Source organism: Pseudomonas sp. P4_C1 (genome assembly GCF_056402155.1).
In genome coordinates this window covers 15,250-31,294 of sequence record NZ_JBFUHY010000060.1, presented here as the reverse complement: position 1 = coordinate 31,294, position 16,045 = coordinate 15,250, and the positions used below count along the sequence as shown (strand labels likewise).

18 protein-coding genes are annotated in these 16,045 nt (G+C 59.5%); 10 read left to right on the top strand and 8 right to left on the bottom strand.

The window, feature by feature from the left end; genetic code table 11:
• Positions 1–179, bottom strand: a 179-nt coding sequence (locus AC1DU9_RS22995; protein ID WP_477810825.1) for a ParA family protein, incomplete at its 3' end; no start/stop codon positions are given.
• 142 nt (positions 180–321) lie between these two features.
• Between AC1DU9_RS22995 and AC1DU9_RS22990 the strand changes: the two genes are divergently transcribed.
• Together AC1DU9_RS22990 and AC1DU9_RS22985 are read left to right on the top strand one after the other, a co-directional pair.
• Positions 322–591: a hypothetical protein gene (locus AC1DU9_RS22990; RefSeq protein WP_223462261.1), complete on the top strand. Its 270-nt coding sequence runs from the start codon at positions 322–324 to the stop codon at positions 589–591.
• 133 nt (positions 592–724) lie between these two features.
• On the top strand, positions 725–904 hold the full coding sequence (locus AC1DU9_RS22985) for a hypothetical protein (protein WP_223462260.1): 180 nt from the start codon (positions 725–727) through the stop codon (positions 902–904).
• 21 nt (positions 905–925) lie between these two features.
• Here the strand turns inward: AC1DU9_RS22985 and AC1DU9_RS22980 are convergent, their stop codons facing one another.
• The 5 genes from AC1DU9_RS22980 to AC1DU9_RS22960 all read right to left on the bottom strand — a co-directional run bounded on the left by AC1DU9_RS22980 (position 926) and on the right by AC1DU9_RS22960 (position 4,179).
• Positions 926–1,129: a hypothetical protein gene (locus tag AC1DU9_RS22980; protein ID WP_223462259.1), complete on the bottom strand. Its 204-nt coding sequence runs from the start codon at positions 1,127–1,129 to the stop codon at positions 926–928.
• A 41-nt stretch (positions 1,130–1,170) separates the two neighbouring features.
• Entirely contained in the window at positions 1,171–1,602 is a 432-nt protein-coding gene (locus tag AC1DU9_RS22975) for an NUDIX hydrolase (protein ID WP_223462258.1), read from the bottom strand.
• A gap of 296 nt (positions 1,603–1,898) precedes the next feature.
• Positions 1,899–2,114 carry a hypothetical protein gene (locus AC1DU9_RS22970; protein ID WP_223462257.1) on the bottom strand — a complete coding sequence of 72 codons (216 nt, stop codon included), beginning with the start codon at positions 2,112–2,114 and terminating at the stop codon, positions 1,899–1,901.
• A gap of 115 nt (positions 2,115–2,229) precedes the next feature.
• Positions 2,230–2,886: a dTMP kinase gene (locus tag AC1DU9_RS22965; RefSeq protein WP_223462256.1), complete on the bottom strand. Its 657-nt coding sequence runs from the start codon at positions 2,884–2,886 to the stop codon at positions 2,230–2,232.
• Positions 2,887–3,213: 327 nt separating this feature from the next.
• Positions 3,214–4,179 carry a LysR family transcriptional regulator gene (locus tag AC1DU9_RS22960; RefSeq protein WP_477810824.1) on the bottom strand — a complete coding sequence of 322 codons (966 nt, stop codon included), beginning with the start codon at positions 4,177–4,179 and terminating at the stop codon, positions 3,214–3,216.
• 295 nt (positions 4,180–4,474) lie between these two features.
• Between AC1DU9_RS22960 and argH the strand changes: the two genes are divergently transcribed.
• The 8 genes from argH (at position 4,475) to AC1DU9_RS22920 (ending at position 13,158) form a co-directional block, all read left to right on the top strand.
• The gene (argH, locus tag AC1DU9_RS22955) at positions 4,475–5,902 is read left to right on the top strand and encodes an argininosuccinate lyase (protein ID WP_457266220.1); all 1,428 of its coding nucleotides are present in this window, start codon (positions 4,475–4,477) and stop codon (positions 5,900–5,902) included.
• A 140-nt stretch (positions 5,903–6,042) separates the two neighbouring features.
• Positions 6,043–6,921 (top strand): amino acid ABC transporter permease, encoded by an 879-nt coding sequence (locus AC1DU9_RS22950; RefSeq protein WP_057396441.1) that lies wholly within the window; start codon positions 6,043–6,045, stop codon positions 6,919–6,921.
• 10 nt (positions 6,922–6,931) lie between these two features.
• On the top strand, positions 6,932–7,696 hold the full coding sequence (locus AC1DU9_RS22945) for an amino acid ABC transporter ATP-binding protein (protein ID WP_008001408.1): 765 nt from the start codon (positions 6,932–6,934) through the stop codon (positions 7,694–7,696).
• 53 nt (positions 7,697–7,749) lie between these two features.
• On the top strand, positions 7,750–8,574 hold the full coding sequence (locus tag AC1DU9_RS22940; RefSeq protein WP_457266219.1) for an ABC transporter substrate-binding protein: 825 nt from the start codon (positions 7,750–7,752) through the stop codon (positions 8,572–8,574).
• 153 nt (positions 8,575–8,727) lie between these two features.
• Entirely contained in the window at positions 8,728–9,576 is an 849-nt protein-coding gene (locus AC1DU9_RS22935) for a polysaccharide deacetylase family protein (protein ID WP_223462252.1), read from the top strand.
• Entirely contained in the window at positions 9,569–10,456 is an 888-nt protein-coding gene (locus AC1DU9_RS22930) for a polysaccharide deacetylase family protein (protein WP_223462251.1), read from the top strand. The genes AC1DU9_RS22935 and AC1DU9_RS22930 overlap by 8 nt, the downstream gene beginning before the upstream one ends.
• Positions 10,453–11,802 (top strand): MmgE/PrpD family protein, encoded by a 1,350-nt coding sequence (locus tag AC1DU9_RS22925; protein WP_477810823.1) that lies wholly within the window; start codon positions 10,453–10,455, stop codon positions 11,800–11,802. The genes AC1DU9_RS22930 and AC1DU9_RS22925 overlap by 4 nt, the downstream gene beginning before the upstream one ends.
• Positions 11,803–11,979: 177 nt before the next feature.
• Positions 11,980–13,158: an MFS transporter gene (locus tag AC1DU9_RS22920; RefSeq protein ID WP_457266217.1), complete on the top strand. Its 1,179-nt coding sequence runs from the start codon at positions 11,980–11,982 to the stop codon at positions 13,156–13,158.
• Positions 13,159–13,194: 36 nt separating this feature from the next.
• On the opposite strand, the gene AC1DU9_RS22915 is transcribed toward AC1DU9_RS22920, so the two are convergent.
• Together AC1DU9_RS22915 and ptsP are read right to left on the bottom strand one after the other, a co-directional pair.
• Complete coding sequence (locus AC1DU9_RS22915) at positions 13,195–13,491, bottom strand: PTS sugar transporter subunit IIB (protein ID WP_457266216.1); 297 nt, start codon at positions 13,489–13,491, stop codon at positions 13,195–13,197.
• A gap of 2 nt (positions 13,492–13,493) precedes the next feature.
• The gene (gene ptsP, locus AC1DU9_RS22910) at positions 13,494–16,028 is read right to left on the bottom strand and encodes a phosphoenolpyruvate--protein phosphotransferase (protein ID WP_457266215.1); all 2,535 of its coding nucleotides are present in this window, start codon (positions 16,026–16,028) and stop codon (positions 13,494–13,496) included.
• Positions 16,029–16,045 lie beyond the last annotated feature (17 nt).

Sequence of the window (16,045 nt, the reverse complement as noted above, 5' to 3'; positions counted from 1 at the left end):
GTCAGGTATTGAGTCGAGTTAGCCTGAGGATCGAGATCCACCAGCAACGTCCTGTAGCCTTCGGCAGCACTGACAGCCGCGAGATTGCAGGCGATGCTTGATTTGCCAACGCCTCCTTTTTGATTGAACACAGCTCGACGCATGAGGGAGGTAACCTGAAAAAGATCTCCCTCGATCATAGGATTGAAACATTTCAGTAATATTTCTACGCGACAATTTTGTTTCATTTTTAAGACAGCGGCTGCCATGCCCTGACTGCGTCACCCGACTGCAGTTAACAAGAGGCGTGTCTGTACTTACGGCAATACAAGGAGGTCGACGATGCAATGCTCGCCGGATGAAATACGCCACCAGATCCTGGATGCCGAACCCCTGTTGAAACGACTCGATATCGAGATGGAAGGGATTCAGTTTGATCCGCTGGTGCCTTCAAGCGTCACTGCTGCCTACGCCAAGGTAGATCGGGTGATTGAGCATCTGTTGGCCCGGTTCAAAGCAAACCCCATCCTTGGGCCGTTAACCAAAGAGCTGAAGTCCCAGTACCTTGACGGAATTCAAGACAAGGTAGCGAATGCCAGAAGGTTCGAATGATGTCTTGTTGGATGACTAAACCAACATAAAACTGAAAACGACTGAAAGCATTGATCTAGAGCCTCTGTTTCATTTTGATACGTCTTCAAAATGCATTACTCTCTGACGCACTAAACGCAAAGGGACTGTGCCAATGAATGTCAAAATCGAAGTGAATGAGCAAGGAAGCGGATGCAAGGTCTGGCTCGACGACAAAGCTGTGTCATTTCAGAACCTGGAAGAAGCGCAGGCCTATGTTGCTCAGCTGCAAGGGCGTATTGAGGCAGCATCCAGTTCGTTCGCTTTGAGGGATAAGGGCTCTGAAAACACCTAAGTGCCGTACAGATGCAGCGCATCAACGCAGGTGCTGGTTGTCGAAGCAGTACCTGCCCCATGCCGCGCTCGCTACGCTTACTGCATTGCGGTAGCGATCATGTTCAGCCCAATCATCCTCGTTAGAGGGGTACGGCGTGGATTCGATGTGCTTGCGATACGCGGTGTAGGCATCTGCAAAATCCTGTTCAAGTCGCTGAGATTCAATCCGATAGTCGCTGCCCATTGGTAGACACTCCCAGGTTCGATACTCGTTCAACGTGGACGCTAACCAGCGGCGTGAGTTGCCAAGTTATGGCCCGAGTCAGACGCGAAGTGTTTGAGCAACGACCTGATTGCCCCCCGAACAGAACGCTTGTCCAAATCCTTTGCGCTGAACCAGCGGCAATCATCAATCTCGTTGCAGGCACAAGGCTTCTGATTGAACGTCCGCCGGGCCTCGAACAAAAAATGAATGACCTTGTCGTCCTCGTACTCACAGACATAAGAGATTTGATCGATAGCCAATCCTGTCTCCTCTGCCATCTCCCGTAAGGCCGCTTGCAAAGGCGTCTCGCCCTGTTCAACGCGTCCACCCGGTAGATTCCACTTGGCGTTGCGTTTGCGCACAAAAAGGATTTGCTCATCCTGGCGTAGGATGACTGTCGCCCGTCGTTTAAGGTCTTTGAAATTCGCGTCAGTGGAGTGCTGGCTGCCCATGAGTGATGCCTTCAATCTGTCCCTTGGCGAGGTAAGTCAAATCACGCACGGATCAATGACTCTAAAACCATCCTCCCTCATGTAGGTGTCAATATCATGACCGACACCTCACTCTAACGGGCAACTGCCATTCCAAGCGGAAGGCGCGCTCGCGAATATGTACCTACAAAACACTGCAGACTTTCTCGATGCCATCAATTGGAGATAATGAGTCAGAAACGTCCACCGATGTTTCGGTAACGTGACCCTGGTTTGACGTGAGCGCGTATCTACTTCTTCGCCCGCCGGTGAAGACGTCACGCAAACTTGATGGATCCGCCTTGGATATCGTCCCGCGCCATTCGCAAGTCATTGGCGTCTTGGTTGAGCCGATGAATCAGGTTGAGTAACCGCTGGCGAAGCACTTCGTCTTGCAGTTGCTCGGCCGCACGCATCACATCCAGCGCCGCGCTCTCATTGTTGGTGGCGACAGCGTCGAGCAGTTTGCGCATGGTTCTTGATGGCCGATTCATCTCCAACCCTCCCAGGTTTCGGTGGTGCGAATCATATGGCCGGAATGTTTCGTTAGTGTTTCAGCTGCACGGACTGGTAGTGCTGGAAGACCAGACACCAACCCGCGCTCTACGGCTATCTCACCGCATCAAGGCCGACGCAGCGAACTTCGCCTACGGGGCATCGAAGGACTCTATAGATCTCAGAAATAACCTGCATCGTTGCGTCTTCGATCGTTCCTTCATTACGGCATAAAACCCAGCCGTGATCTGCAATCGCTCGTTCGAACGCCTTGGTACAAGCGACATGTTCTTCCAGCTTATGGATCACAGTACTGCTCAGCCCACGCCGTCGTGCCGCTGCCCTCGCCCATGAAATATCAGGGGCGGTGACAACCCCGACATGCAGGTCTGGCACTCGCACGTTTCGATCGATGTTCAACTGTAGAATCTCTGCAAACGGGACTATCCGGCGAAACGCGGCATCAGACGGGTACCAGCGATCGATCAAGATAATGCTGCCTGGTGGCTGTTTAGCCAGCACGTGCCGGGAAATCCAGGAACGGCTATCAGCAAAGCGCTCACAAATCTCCAACTCCAAATCCCGGGTGGGATTTCTGACGAGTTTGTTAACGAGGGTCATTGTTTCACCCCTATAGGGATCGCTTTTTCTCTCGCAAAGTCGGATCACTTTTTTGTTGTCTGCCCTCAGTACTTTCGTAACGGCCTCCAACAGTGTGGTTTTGCCGGCTCCCTTGGGCCCATCCAGAGAAACAAACAGCGGACGATTCATTCTTCAAACAACGATTGATATACGGTTTTTTTGCCCTGTTCGTTCGGTGGAACCGCTTGGCGCGACTACGCGAATCGAGTGGAGGGATCCCTTATGAACAGACATTGATGAACACTCTAACCCGGTTTCTGGCTAACGGGCCTCAAAATCCAGGGTTACAGCCGCTTATGTGGACGGAACCTCTACTTGTTCACTTGCGAATGAATGGGTGAAGGCCTTACAGAGGCTAATCCGTTGCGCGCCATCAAGCAGGAAGCCTTAAGCCTGGTCCAATCATCCCCATTTGGCCGCCAGTGTTCATTAGTAAGTGTTCAACGCGGTGAACAATCAAACCGAGGCTTTTAAATCCACGCCCAGTGCCTGGGCAAATGCCTTCACCAAGGGGCTGCGCACAGTGTTATGGCGCAGGATCAGACTGAACGGCGTGACGATGTTGATCAGGTCCGGGCACACCGCGCGAAACTCTCCCCGCGCCACCATTGGCGCGGCGTAGTGCTGGGGCAGGAACCCCAGGAAACGACCCGTCTTGATCAACAGCGCAACGGCCTCCACCTGGGTTGCCGAGGCGGAAAAGCTGTCGTAGTGGGCAAATTTCAGTTTGTCGCGATGAATCGCGTAGCGATGGTTGATGCACTCGTAATCCTTGAGCACATTACCGCCCATGTCCGCGTCCGCCATGGAGAACAGCGGGTGGCCGAGCGCGCAGTAAACCTCCGAGCGTTCTTCGTATAGCTCGTAATAATCAAACTCTTCGCGCTTTTGATAAACCGKCACAATTCCCGCCACCAACCGCCCCTCGACGACACCTCTTTCAACCTCATCAAGTTGCGTTGCCTGCAGTTGAAATCGGACCTTGGGAGATTGTTCGTTAATACGTCTAAGTGCGGCAACTAACGGCGAATTTGCGTCAGAGATTGTGTTATCAATAACCCCCACACCAAGATCACCGACAAGTTCGTTTTGCGCTGAACTAAGGCGGTCGCGAAAGTTGTCGACCGAGGCAAATAAGTCTATCGACGCCTGATACACCAGACGCCCTTCTTCCGTCAGGTGAAAGCCCTCTCGCCCCCGCGTGCAAAGGCGCATGCCGATACGGATTTCCAGGTCGGAAATCTGTTTGCTGATGGCTGCCAGCCCCACATTCAGCTCATTTTGCGCGGCGCTGAAGCCACCCGCCTCGACCACGGCCTTGAACACTTTGAGCAGTTTGAAGTCCAGCCCACTGAGGGCCAGCGGTGCCCGTTGCAGCGTTTTCGGCGGCGGGTTTCCGGAATTGGAAAGTGGGGTTTCCATAATGCTTATTTACCTCTGGCGCCCTATTCAACAATCTGTGCCCAACAACAAAAACATCGTTGGCCTAATAATAATGAACACAGAAAACCAGGCTTGGCAACCGCCAATAAATCCCGAACATCAGTGCCAAACCACTGATCTCAAAACATTAAAAGCTGACACTTCGATCAGCTCTCGCAACGATGCAACTGCCCTCTTGAAAACTGCTCTGGCCTGATTTCGTTCGCTGACTTTTTAGCGACGTTGCGGCCCGGCATACCCATTTCAGTTCGCGATACCGACGAGGAAAACAACAATGTCACAAACCACCGACCGTCTCTGGGGTGCTCGCTTCAAAAGCGGCCCGTCCGAAGCCTTGGCGGCCCTGTCCCGTTGCCCTGAGCGTTACTTCCGGCTCACCCCGTACGACCTCGCCGGCTCCAAGGCCCATGCCCGGGAACTGCAGCGCGCCGGACTGCTGAGCGAGCAAGAAACCCAGACCATGCTCGACGCCCTGGAACGTATCGGCGCTGACTTCCGCGCCGGCAGCATCGCCCCGACCCTGGACGACGAAGACGTCCACACCTTCATCGAGCGCCTGCTGACCGAGCGCCTTGGCGCCCTCGGCGGCAAGCTGCGCGCCGGTCGTTCGCGTAACGACCAGACCGCCAACGACCTGCGGCTGTTCCTGCGTGACCACGTGCGCACCCTGGCCGTTGAAGTGCTGGCCTTGCAGCAGGCGCTGGTGGACCAGGCCGAGCAACACATCGAGAGCATCTGCCCCGGCTTCACCCACCTGCAGCAGGCACAACCGATCGTGTTTGCTCATCACCTGCTGGCCCACGCCCAGTCGATGCTGCGCGACGTGCAGCGCCTGGTGGACTGGGACGCGCGCACTTCGCTGTCGCCACTCGGTGCGGCGGCCATGGCTGGCTCGGCTATCGCTCGTTTACCTGAGCAATCGGCAAAAGAAATGGGCTACAGCGGTGTTTGCGAAAACTCCATCGACGCCGTGGCCAGCCGCGATCACGTCGCCGAGTTCCTGTTCATCGCCAGCATGCTTGGCATCAACATCTCGCGCCTCGCCGAAGAGTTTTGCCTGTGGTCGTCGCGGCAATTCCGCTGGGTCGCGCTGGACGATGCCTACGCCACTGGCAGCTCGATCATGCCGCAGAAAAAGAATCCGGACATCGCCGAACTGGCGCGGGGCAAGGCGGGTCGCCTGATCGGCAACCTGACCGGCCTGTTGTCCACCCTCAAATCCCTGCCGCTGTCTTACAACCGCGACTTGAGCGAAGACAAGAACGGCGTGCTCGACAGCGTCGACACCCTGCTGCTGGTGCTGCCGGCCATGGCCGGAATGGTTGCGACCATGACAGTCAACGTCGAAGAGCTGCGTCGCCAGGCACCGCTGGGTTTCACCCTCGCTACCGAAGTCGCCGACTGGCTGGCGGTGCGCGGCGTGCCGTTCAAGGAAGCTCACGAAATCACCGGTGCGCTGGTCAAGGCCTGCGAGAAACACGACGTCGAATTGTGGGAAGCCTCCCCGGCACTGCTGGCGGAAATCGACCCGCGCCTCACACCGGAAGTACGCGAAAGCCTGACCCTCGAAGCCGCCATCGCCGCCCGCAGCGGCTGGGGCGGGACCGCGCCACAACAGGTGCGTGAACAGATCGGCCGGCTGAAAACCGCCCTCGCCGCCCAGCAGCAATGGACCGAGGACTATCAGGGCTTCCGCCTCTGAAGCAGCACACAAAACCTGTGGGAGCGAGCTTGCTCGCGATTACGGTTTCACATTCAACACCAACGTGGACTGACCCACCGCTATCGCGAGCAAGCTCGCTCCCACAGGGATAGCGTTGAAACCGAGTTCGGAGAAACAACATGAGCCAGACACAGGCAGAACGACTCCAGGCGGAGCGCAAACTGGCGGAAAACCAGTTCGACATCACCCAGTACGATCATGTGCCCCGGCGTTACTACGGGCGGATTTTCTTCGCCACGGTGATCGTCATCGCGATCATCGGCCTGGTGCGCGCCTTTGCCGAAGGCAAGATCGAATGGTCGTACATCGGCCAGTTCCTCACCTCCCAGGCGATCATGTGGGGCTTGCTCAACACCATCGTCATGGCGGTGCTGGCGATGGCGCTGGGCATCGTGTTCGGCGTGATCACTGCGATCATGCGCATGTCGGCCAACCCGATCCTGCGCTATGTGGCGCTGACCTACACCTGGCTGTTTCGCGGTACGCCGCTGATTCTGCAACTGCTGTTGTGGTTCAACCTGGCGCTGATCTTTCCCACCATCGGCATCCCCGGCCTGTTCGAAATGGACACCGTGAGCCTGATGACCCCATTCGTCGCGGCCCTGCTCGGCTTGAGCATCAACCAGGGCGCGTACACCGCCGAAGTGGTGCGCGCCGGCCTGCTCTCGGTGGACACCGGGCAGTATGAAGCCGCCAAGTCGATCGGCATGCCGCGCCTGCAAGCACTGCGCCGGATCATCCTGCCCCAGGCCATGCGCATCATCATTCCGCCAGTGGGCAACGAGTTCATCGGCATGGTGAAAATGACCTCGCTGGCGAGCGTCATCCAGTACTCGGAACTGCTCTACAACGCCCAGAACATCTACTACGCCAACGCCCGCGTGATGGAGCTGCTGATCGTCGCCGGCATCTGGTACCTGGCCACCGTCACCGTCCTGTCCTTTGGTCAAAGCCGTCTGGAGCGTCGTTTCGCCCGCGGCGCCGGCAAGCGTTCCTGAGGAGCCGCACATGAGAAGCATCGTCAAGGCCGTGAGCCTGAACAAATATTACGACCAGTTCCACGCACTCAAGGACATCAACATCGAAGTCGAGCAAGGTGAAGTGCTGTGCATCATCGGCCCGTCCGGCTCCGGCAAGAGCACCCTGCTGCGCTGCGTCAACCAGCTGGAAAAGATCGACAAGGGCGGCCTTTGGGTCGACGGCGAACTGGTGGGCTACCGGATCGTCGGCAACAAGCTGCACGAACTCAACGAAACGCAGATCGCCCGCCAACGCCTGTCCACCGGCATGGTGTTCCAGCGTTTCAACCTGTTCCCGCACATGACCGTGCTGCAAAACATCATCGAAGGGCCGTGCCAGGTGCTCAAGCGTTCACCCAAAGAGGCGAATGAAGAAGCCCTGGAATTGCTCGCCCGCGTCGGCCTGGCCGACAAACGCAACAGCTACCCGATCGAACTGTCGGGTGGTCAGCAGCAACGCGTCGCCATTGCTCGTGCATTGGCCATGCGCCCCAAGTTGATGCTGTTCGATGAACCCACTTCGGCACTCGACCCGGAACTGGTCGGTGAGGTGCTGTCGGTGATGCGCGATCTGGCGCAGACCGGCATGACCATGATCGTCGTCACCCATGAACTGGGCTTCGCTCGCGAGGTTTCCAACCGCATGGTGTTCATGGACGGCGGGCAGATCGTGGAGGCTGGAAGCCCCGAAGAAATACTAATAAGTCCGCAAAACCCTCGCACCCAAAGCTTCATTTCTGCCGTTCGAACCTAAGGGCCTGGCTCGAAAATCAAGAGCCGCCTCACAACACTCATAAGAGAACGACCATGAAGAACTTCGTTATTCCAGCAGTACTCGCCGGCGTTATGGCATCCGGCTTCACTTTCGCTGCCGAATTGCCGGCCAGCATCAAGGCCAGGGGCGAGGTCGTTGTGGCGATCATGCCGAACTACCCGCCGATGGACTTCAAGGACCCGGCCACCAACACCCTCACCGGCCTCGACGTTGACCTGGGCAACGCCTTGGCCGAACGTCTGGGTGTGAAGATCAAATGGCAGGAAACCGGTTTCGAGCAAATGATCAACGCCCTGACCACCGACCGCGTCGACATGGTGATGTCGGGCATGACCGACACCGCCGAGCGTCAGGCCAGTGTGACCTTCGTCGACTACTTCACCAGCGGTCCGCAGTTCTACACCTTGCAGAAAAACAAGGACACGAACGAGATCATCGACCTGTGCGGCAAGAAAGTCGGCACCAGCCGACGTACCACCTTCCCGGCGGAAATCGCCGAGTGGAGCAAGGCCAACTGCGAAGCCGACGGTAAGCCTGCGATCAACGTGATCGGCACTGAAGGCTCGGCAGACGCCCGCGCGCAACTGCGTCAAAGCCGTATCGACGCGGCCATGCAGGGCAGCGAAACCCTGCCGTACCTCAAGACCCAGGAAAAGGACATGTACAAAACCGTGGGCCTGCCGATTTCCAAGCAGTTCACCGGGCTGGGCGTGAGCAAGAAAAAACCTGAGCTGAGTGAAGCGGTGAAAGTGGCGATGCAGAGCATGGTCGATGACGGCAGTTACCAGGCGATCCTGAAGAAGTGGGATCTGGAACTGGGTGCGATCAAGACGGTGACGGTGAACGCTGGCAAATAATCGCACAGACGACCTCATTCCACTGTAGGAGCGAGCCTGCTCGCGATAGCGGTGTGTCAGGCGACGAAGATGTTGAATGTGCCGGCCTCATCGCGAGCAGGCTCACTCCTACAAGGGGCTGGTGTTTACTTGAATATTGTTGGAGCACCGCAGATGTCCTCCTCCCCCCAACCCACCTGGCCCGGCCGGCACAAAGCCTGCCTGGCCCTGGCCTTCGACCTTGACGGCCCCACCGGCGATGCCATGCTCAACGGCTCCATCTGGCGCAAGCCCGAGTATTTCGGCTTTGGCGGTTATGGCCCGTACCGGGCGCTGCCGCGGATTCTCGATCTGCTCGACGAATTCCGTCTGCCGACGACGTTCTTTGTCCCGGCCTGGGTCGTGGAGAACTGGCCGAAACAGTGTCAGGCGATTGTCGAGCGCGGGCATGAGGTGGCTTATCACGGCTACAAACACGAATCCTTCTACGCCCTGACGCTTGAACAGCAAAAGGACGTGATGAAGCTGTCCCGCGAGGTGTTCTGGAAGCACCTGCACATCCGCGCCGAAGGTTTCCGCACGCCGTCCGGCGACTGGCGGGCCGAAACCCCGGCGATGCTGGTGGAGGCCGGCGTGACTTACTCCAGCAGCATGCGCGGCGATGACCGGCCGTACCTGGTGAATGTACCGGGCCACGCCACGCCGCTGGTGGAAATCCCCGGTCGCTGGGAAATGGACGACTACGCCTCCATCGCCTATACCCGCGCGCCGGACTTCCCTTCGGGGCTGGACCGCACCGCCAGCTACGCCCTGACCCTGGACAACTGGTGCCGCGAATACGACGGCGCCATGGATGAAGGGCTGTGCCTGACCACCCTGTTCCACCCCAAGATCACCGGCAAACCAGGACGCATCCTGTTGCTGGAAAAACTCTTCGAACACATGCGCCAACGCGACGACGTCTGGTTCGCCACCTGCCGCGATGTTGCCCAGTGGTGGCTGAAGGAGCATCACCATGGCTGATTCCACTGTCTGGCCCAAGGGCTATCGCTGCGCCGTGGTACTGACCGTCGACTACAACGACATCCACGGCATTCTCACCCAGGCCCCGCAAGTCGCCGGACGCGACAAGACCCTGTCGGTCTGGCGCTACGGCACCCAACGCGGGGTCGAGCGTTTGCTCGCTTTGTTCAAGGAGCTCGGAGTTCCCAGCAGCTGGTTCGTACCCGGTATCGTTGCCGAGGAAAACCCCGGGCATATTCGTGCAATCCAGGCGGGCGGGCATGAGATTGCCTGCGCCGGGTATCACCATCAGAACTACGACAGCCTCGACCTCGCCGCGCAGAGCGCCGACATCGCCAAAGGATGCGCGGCGTTGACGGCGTTGACCGGCCAGCGTCCCACCGGTTTGCGCATCCCGGCCGGCAACGGTTCACCGGGCTTCATCGAGGCGTTGAGGGATCAAGGCATTCGCTGGTCGTCGTCCTGGCGTGGTGATGACTTGCCGTTCGCTCACCCGACCGCGCCCGACGTGATCGAGTTGCCCCTGCATTACGAGCTGGAGGACGAACCCTACTTCGCCTTCAATCTCAGCCCGGCGGTGCCGCCGGCGCAATCGCGGATCGCATCCTACAGCCACACCCTGGGCAACCTGCAAATGGACTTCGCCGGGTTTCATCGCTTCGGCCTGTGCTACGTGCTGCGCCTGCATCCGGAAGTCATCGCTACGCCGGGACGCATTGGTGTGTTGCGTGAATTGCTTGAGGGGATTTTGCAGCACGATGACGTATGGATCGCTACCGGTGCAGATGTCGCCCGGTGGTGGGCGCAATCCGCAACGCCGATCACTGAAGATCATCCGGCGTCGGTGTATGAGCGGCATTATCGGGACTACGTGCTATGACAGAGCGCATGCAACGACTGGCGAAATTTTGCGTGGATACGCGGTTCGAGGACCTGCCGCCCGCTCTGGTGGAACAAGCCAAGCGTCACATCCTCGATACTGTCGGCGCGACCCTCGCCGGGGCAGACAGCGAAATAGCGAAAACGGCACGGCAGGTATTCCAAGACGAAACGGGCGACACCTTGGTCTGGAGCACTCGCCAGCGGGTCGGCGCCGCTCAGGCAGCCATGCTCAACGGCATCGCCGCCCATGCCCTGGAACTGGACGACACCGGTGGCTGCGACCACTCCGGCGCCGTAGTGCTGCCGGCGGTCATGGCGGCGGTGTCGATGGCCGGGCAACCGGTGAGCGGCCGCGAGTTCATCACGGCCGTGGTGATCGGTTACGAAGTCGGGCGCCGGGTGCTCGAAGCCTGCGGCGGCTACTCAGCCCATAACGGCGCTGGCTGGCACTCCACGGCGACCTGCGGGGTGTTCGGCGCGGCGGCGGCCAGTGCACGGATTTTTCGATTGAATGCCGGGCAAACCTTGTCGGCACTGGGCATCGCCGGCAGCTTCAGCGGTGGTTTGTGGGCTTTCATCCACGACGGCTCGCAAAGTAAAAAACTGCACAGTGGCCGGGCCGCCGAAGGGGGGTTGCTGGCGGCGCGGTTTGCGCAGCAGGGCATCAGTGGCCCAACAAGGTTGTTCGAGGATGTCTGGGGCGGTTTTTTGCAGACACTTGCCAGCGCCACCTCAACCCCCGAAGCACTGGATGCCGATCTCGGCGCCGTATGGAAACTCGCCCGCTGCTCGATCAAGCCCTACGCCTCGTGTCGCGGCACGCATTCGGCCATCGACGCGTTGGGGCTTTTGCTCGACCAATTGAATGTGCCAGTGGATCAGGTCGAAGACATACAGGTTTCGCTGTGCAGTTTTCTCAAGGACATGTGTGGCGGCCAGGATGTCGGCACCCTCGCGGCGGCGCAGATGAGCCTGGCGTATGCACTGGCGGCACGGCTGGTACATGGCCATTGTCGATTGCAGGCCTATGACGATGACGCGCGCAACGATCCACGCATTGTCCAGTGGATGTCACGCATTCGCCTTGATGTGGACCCGCTGCTGTCCGCGGATGGCGAGCCTGTGGTGACACTGCGGACCGTGGACGGTYGGCAAGCGAGCCTGTGCGTTGAAGTGCCGTTGGGCGCGCCGGGTAATCCGCTGAGTGATGCGCTGCTTGCGGAGAAGTTTTTCAGTTTGGCGATGCGGGTCATGTCCCGGGAACGGGTTGAGGAACTGCTCGGGCAGTTGTGGCGGATTGAAGAACTGGAATCGGTTCGTACTCTGGATCGGTGGTTGACTTGATGTTTGTGCCATCCGCAAGGGCCTCATCGTCGGAACGCCGCCCGGAGCAAGCCCGCTCCTACAGGTACTGCAGCGCTTTTGTGGGAGCGGCGGTGCGACGATTCGACTTGCCCGCGATGGCAGCGACGCGATATTGCGGCGAACACCAACAATCTGAATAAGGACATTTGCACCACCGTGGCCACTTACTCGCTCGTTATCCGCCGCTTGATGATCGTTTCATTGACCATCGTGGTCAGCCGCGCCATCACCAGCCCCTTGCTCACGCTGTTCCTGAGCAACAAGCTGGGCCTCAACCAACAGGACGTCGGCTTGCTGCTCGGTATCGCGGTGTTCATCGCCACCCTGCTGGCTCTTTATGGCGGCTATATCATCGACCGCCTGGAAAAGCGCCGGCTGCTGATCCTGGCGATGCTCTCCAGCGCCATCGGCTTCGTGCTGCTGACCTTTGCCGAAAACCTCTACCTGACCACCGCCACCCTGGTGATCACCGAGACCGCGTCAGCGCTGTTCCTCATCGGCTCCAAAGCGATCCTCAGCGAAAACCTGCCCATGGGCCAGCGAGCCAAGGCGTTTTCCCTGCGCTACACGCTGACCAACATCGGCTATGCCACAGGTCCCATGCTCGGTGTGGTGATTGCCGGGGTCTATCCGATCGCACCGTTCCTGATTGCCGGTGGCATCGCGTTCTTCAGCATCTTCCTGATGACAGGCATTCCCAGGGATTCGGCGCAGCCACCCGCCATTGGGCAACCCCAGAGTTTCCTGAAAACCCTGATCACCCTGAAAAACGACCGCACCCTGATCATGTTCACTTGCGGCTGCCTGCTCAGCACCGTGGTGCACGGGCGTTACACCCTCTACTTGTCGCAATACCTGCTGGTGACCCACGACTCCAAACGCGCCCTGGAAATCATGGCCGCCCTGCTCGCCTGCAACGCCATCAGCGTAATCCTGCTGCAGTACCAGATCGGCCGGTTCCTCAGTCGCGAGAAGCTGCGCTACTGGATTGCCGCGGGCACCAGCCTGTTCATCCTTGGCCTGATCGGCTTCAGCCTGGCCGACAGCATGGTGAGTTGGTGCGTGGCGATGTTCATCTTCACCCTTGGTGAAATGATCATTTACCCGGCCGAATTCCTCTTCATCGACACCCTGGCCCCGGAAGAGCTGCGCGGCAGTTACTACGGTGCCCAGAACCTGGCGGCCCTCGGTGGCGCCCTGAGCCCGGTGATTTGTGGTTTTCTATTGATGCACACCCCCGCACCCACAATGTTCTATGCCTTGAGCGCACTGACCGCGATGGGTGGGTTCCTGTGCTTCATGAGCGGTCGTCGGGTGGCTCCAGTGCAAAAATAATGCACTGGAACTGCATCAATATGAACCTTTCAACCGTCAGTCCCACCTTGGGCACCGGGTCAATACATGCACCACGCCATCCGCCAGCACCATCACCCCCGGCACACCCGCTGCACGCAAGGCCTGTTCGTCCAGTCGGGTGACATCACGCAGCTGGACCCGCACTCGCGTTATCGCAATGCGTTGTTGCGACGCCAGGTTATCCAGCCCACCCAGCGCGGCGACCACGCTCGACGGCAGGTCCGTAGAACGCAGGGCCGCCACCTTCGGCTCATCCACCAGCAGATCCGGGGTCAATGCCTTCCAGAACGCCCGTTGCATTTTCTCGAACATGTTCAGTTCTCCAACACCTGTGAAGTTTCGACCATCGCCTGCTGCTGCGAAGACAAGGCCTCGCGGACCTGCTCAGCGCTCTCCAGCCCGAGTATCTGATGCGCGACTGCCTGACAGTCGCTGAGCTCGACCTCGCGAATTGCGGCTTTGATCGCCGGAATCAGTGGCACGCTGACCGACAGTTCATCCACCCCCAGCCCCAGCAACAGTGGCACCGCCAGAGTCTCCGAAGCCAGCGCCCCACACACCCCGACCCACTTGCCATGGGCATGGGCGGCCTTCACGGTGCTGGCGATCAGACGCAGTACCGAGGGGTGAAAACTGTCGGCCTGGCTGGCCAGACGTGGGTGATCGCGGTCCATGGCCAGGGTGTATTGGGTCAGGTCGTTGGTGCCTATGGAGAAGAAATCCACCTCGGGGGCAAACAGGTCCGCCATCAATGCCGCGGACGGGACTTCGATCATGATGCCCAGTTTCGGCAGCGCCTTGAGCCCGAGCGCCAGCGCCTCTTCTTCCAGCATCTGCCGCGCCAGGCGCAGCTCCGACAACTGGCTGACCATCGGCAGCATGATGTGCAGACGGGCCAGACCGGCGCTGCTCAGAATTGCCCGGAACTGCTCGCGCAACAGCTGCGGACGCTCCAGGCACAAGCGAATTCCGCGCATGCCCAGAAACGGATTGGCCTCGCTGTCCATTGGCACGTAGGCCAGCGGTTTGTCGCCGCCCACATCCAGTGTGCGCACCACCAGATTGCGCTCTGGCCCAAGGGCCCGGGCAATGGCGCTGTAAGTGACCGCTTGCTCGTCATGGCTGGGCGCGTTGTTGCGCTCCAGATAAAGAAACTCCGAACGCAGCAGACCGACACCCTCGCCGCCTAGCGCCATCGCCTGCTCGACCTCAAGCAGCGAGGCAACGTTGGCCGTCACCTCGAAATGATGGCCGTCACGGGTACAGGCCGCCAGCGAAGCCTGCTCGAGTTCGCGCTGATGCCGTTGCCGTTGCTGCTGACGTTTGCCATGCAGCTGTTCGATAGCCGACAGATCAGGGTCCAGGTGCAACTCACCCTTGTCCGCATCGAGCAGCACTCGGGTTCCGCTGGCCAGCGACAGCACCTGCACCGGTAAACCACACACCGCCGGCAAACCCAAGGCCTGGGCGAGTATCGCCACATGGCTGGTCGCACCGCCGCCCACGGTGGCGAAACCCAACACCTTGTCGGTATCCAGGGCAGCGGTCTGCGACGGTGTCAGTTGTTCGGCAATCAAAATCGCCTGGTCCGGCAACTCCCAGATACCGTCCGGCACACCGAGAATCAGCTTGAGCACGCGCTGGCCAACATCCATCAGGTCCAACGCCCGCTCGGCCAACAAGGTGTTGTCCAGCGACTTGAACAGCGTAGCGGTGGCTTGAGTGGCACTGTTCCAGGCAAACGCCGCGCTCTTGCCCTCGGCAATCAGGGCCTGGGCTTGCTCCAGCAGGCTCGGGTCTTCCAGTAACTCCTGATGTGCCTTGAAGATATCCTCCTGCGCCTTACCTTTCGCGTTGTCGCGCAAGTGTTGCAGCGCCTGCGTCGCGCGGGTCAGCGCACGCTCCAGCGATTCTCGCTCCACGCGTTGATCCGCGGCAAACTCAGGCACCTCCAGGGTGCGCTCAGCCACCTGCACCACCTGCCCAAAGGCCGAACCCGCCGAAGCACAGACACCGCGCAACAGCTTCGTCGACACCTCCTGCGCCTGAACCACCGGCGCTACGACCGCCACCGCAGTCACGGCCTCACCGCAGCCATCCGCTAGTAGTTGGGCCAGTGTGCTTATTGCCAATTCGGCATCTTCGCCCACCGCACTGACCTGCAGCGCATCGCCGTGAACCGTCTGCAACGCCATGATCGCCACCAGGGACTTGGCGTTGGCGCTGTGCTGCTGCTTGTGCAGGCAAATGCTTGCCGCAAAACCTTTCGCCGCCTGCGCAAAGATCGCCGCCGGCCGCGCGTGCAGGCCATTGGCGTTGGGCAGGTGGACCGGTTTGGAGAACAGCGCTTCGCCCTCCTCCTGCGCAACGCTGGAACGCGGATCGCCGAGGCTCAGGCGCAACACGGGCTGTGCACACGCCACCAGACCATCGTCAGGTGTCAGCAGGCTGAAGGGCTCGCCACTGACCAACAGCATCAAGGTCAACAGGCTGCGGGCATGCAGGGCTACATAGTCGGCATCGAACTCGAACAACGGCTGTCCGGCCTCGACACGCTGGCCCTGCTCGACCAAGGCGCGGAACCCCTTGCCCGCCAGGTTCACGGTGTCCAGACCAATGTGCAGCAACACCTGTACGCCGCTGTCATCGGTGATGCTGATCGCATGGCCACTGTGTTGAAGGTTGCTGACCACGCCGGCCAACGGCGCGCAAAGGGTCTGCGAGGTCGGATCGATGCACAGGCCGTCGCCGATCACCCGGCTGGCGAACACCGGATCCGGCACGTGATCAAGTGGCACCAGCACCCCGGACAGCGGCGCCAGCAATTGCAATGGTTGGGTTATGGTCATGACTTCACCTGCGGTTT

What these genes read in the sequence shown, in the direction of transcription:
- argH (WP_457266220.1), top strand. Translation starts at nt 4,475, where the DNA reads ATGTCACAAACCACCGACCGTCTCTGGGGTGCTCGCTTCAAAAGCGGC.
- AC1DU9_RS22985 (WP_223462260.1), top strand. Translation starts at nt 725, where the DNA reads ATGAATGTCAAAATCGAAGTGAATGAGCAAGGAAGCGGATGCAAGGTC.
- AC1DU9_RS22965 (WP_223462256.1), bottom strand. Translation starts at nt 2,886, where the DNA reads ATGAATCGTCCGCTGTTTGTTTCTCTGGATGGGCCCAAGGGAGCCGGC.
- AC1DU9_RS22990 (WP_223462261.1), top strand. Translation starts at nt 322, where the DNA reads ATGCAATGCTCGCCGGATGAAATACGCCACCAGATCCTGGATGCCGAA.
- AC1DU9_RS22915 (WP_457266216.1), bottom strand. Translation starts at nt 13,491, where the DNA reads ATGTTCGAGAAAATGCAACGGGCGTTCTGGAAGGCATTGACCCCGGAT.
- AC1DU9_RS22975 (WP_223462258.1), bottom strand. Translation starts at nt 1,602, where the DNA reads ATGGGCAGCCAGCACTCCACTGACGCGAATTTCAAAGACCTTAAACGA.
- ptsP (WP_457266215.1), bottom strand. Translation starts at nt 16,028, where the DNA reads ATGACCATAACCCAACCATTGCAATTGCTGGCGCCGCTGTCCGGGGTG.
- AC1DU9_RS22935 (WP_223462252.1), top strand. Translation starts at nt 8,728, where the DNA reads ATGTCCTCCTCCCCCCAACCCACCTGGCCCGGCCGGCACAAAGCCTGC.
- AC1DU9_RS22930 (WP_223462251.1), top strand. Translation starts at nt 9,569, where the DNA reads ATGGCTGATTCCACTGTCTGGCCCAAGGGCTATCGCTGCGCCGTGGTA.
- AC1DU9_RS22950 (WP_057396441.1), top strand. Translation starts at nt 6,043, where the DNA reads ATGAGCCAGACACAGGCAGAACGACTCCAGGCGGAGCGCAAACTGGCG.
- AC1DU9_RS22970 (WP_223462257.1), bottom strand. Translation starts at nt 2,114, where the DNA reads ATGAATCGGCCATCAAGAACCATGCGCAAACTGCTCGACGCTGTCGCC.
- AC1DU9_RS22945 (WP_008001408.1), top strand. Translation starts at nt 6,932, where the DNA reads ATGAGAAGCATCGTCAAGGCCGTGAGCCTGAACAAATATTACGACCAG.
- AC1DU9_RS22940 (WP_457266219.1), top strand. Translation starts at nt 7,750, where the DNA reads ATGAAGAACTTCGTTATTCCAGCAGTACTCGCCGGCGTTATGGCATCC.
- AC1DU9_RS22980 (WP_223462259.1), bottom strand. Translation starts at nt 1,129, where the DNA reads ATGGGCAGCGACTATCGGATTGAATCTCAGCGACTTGAACAGGATTTT.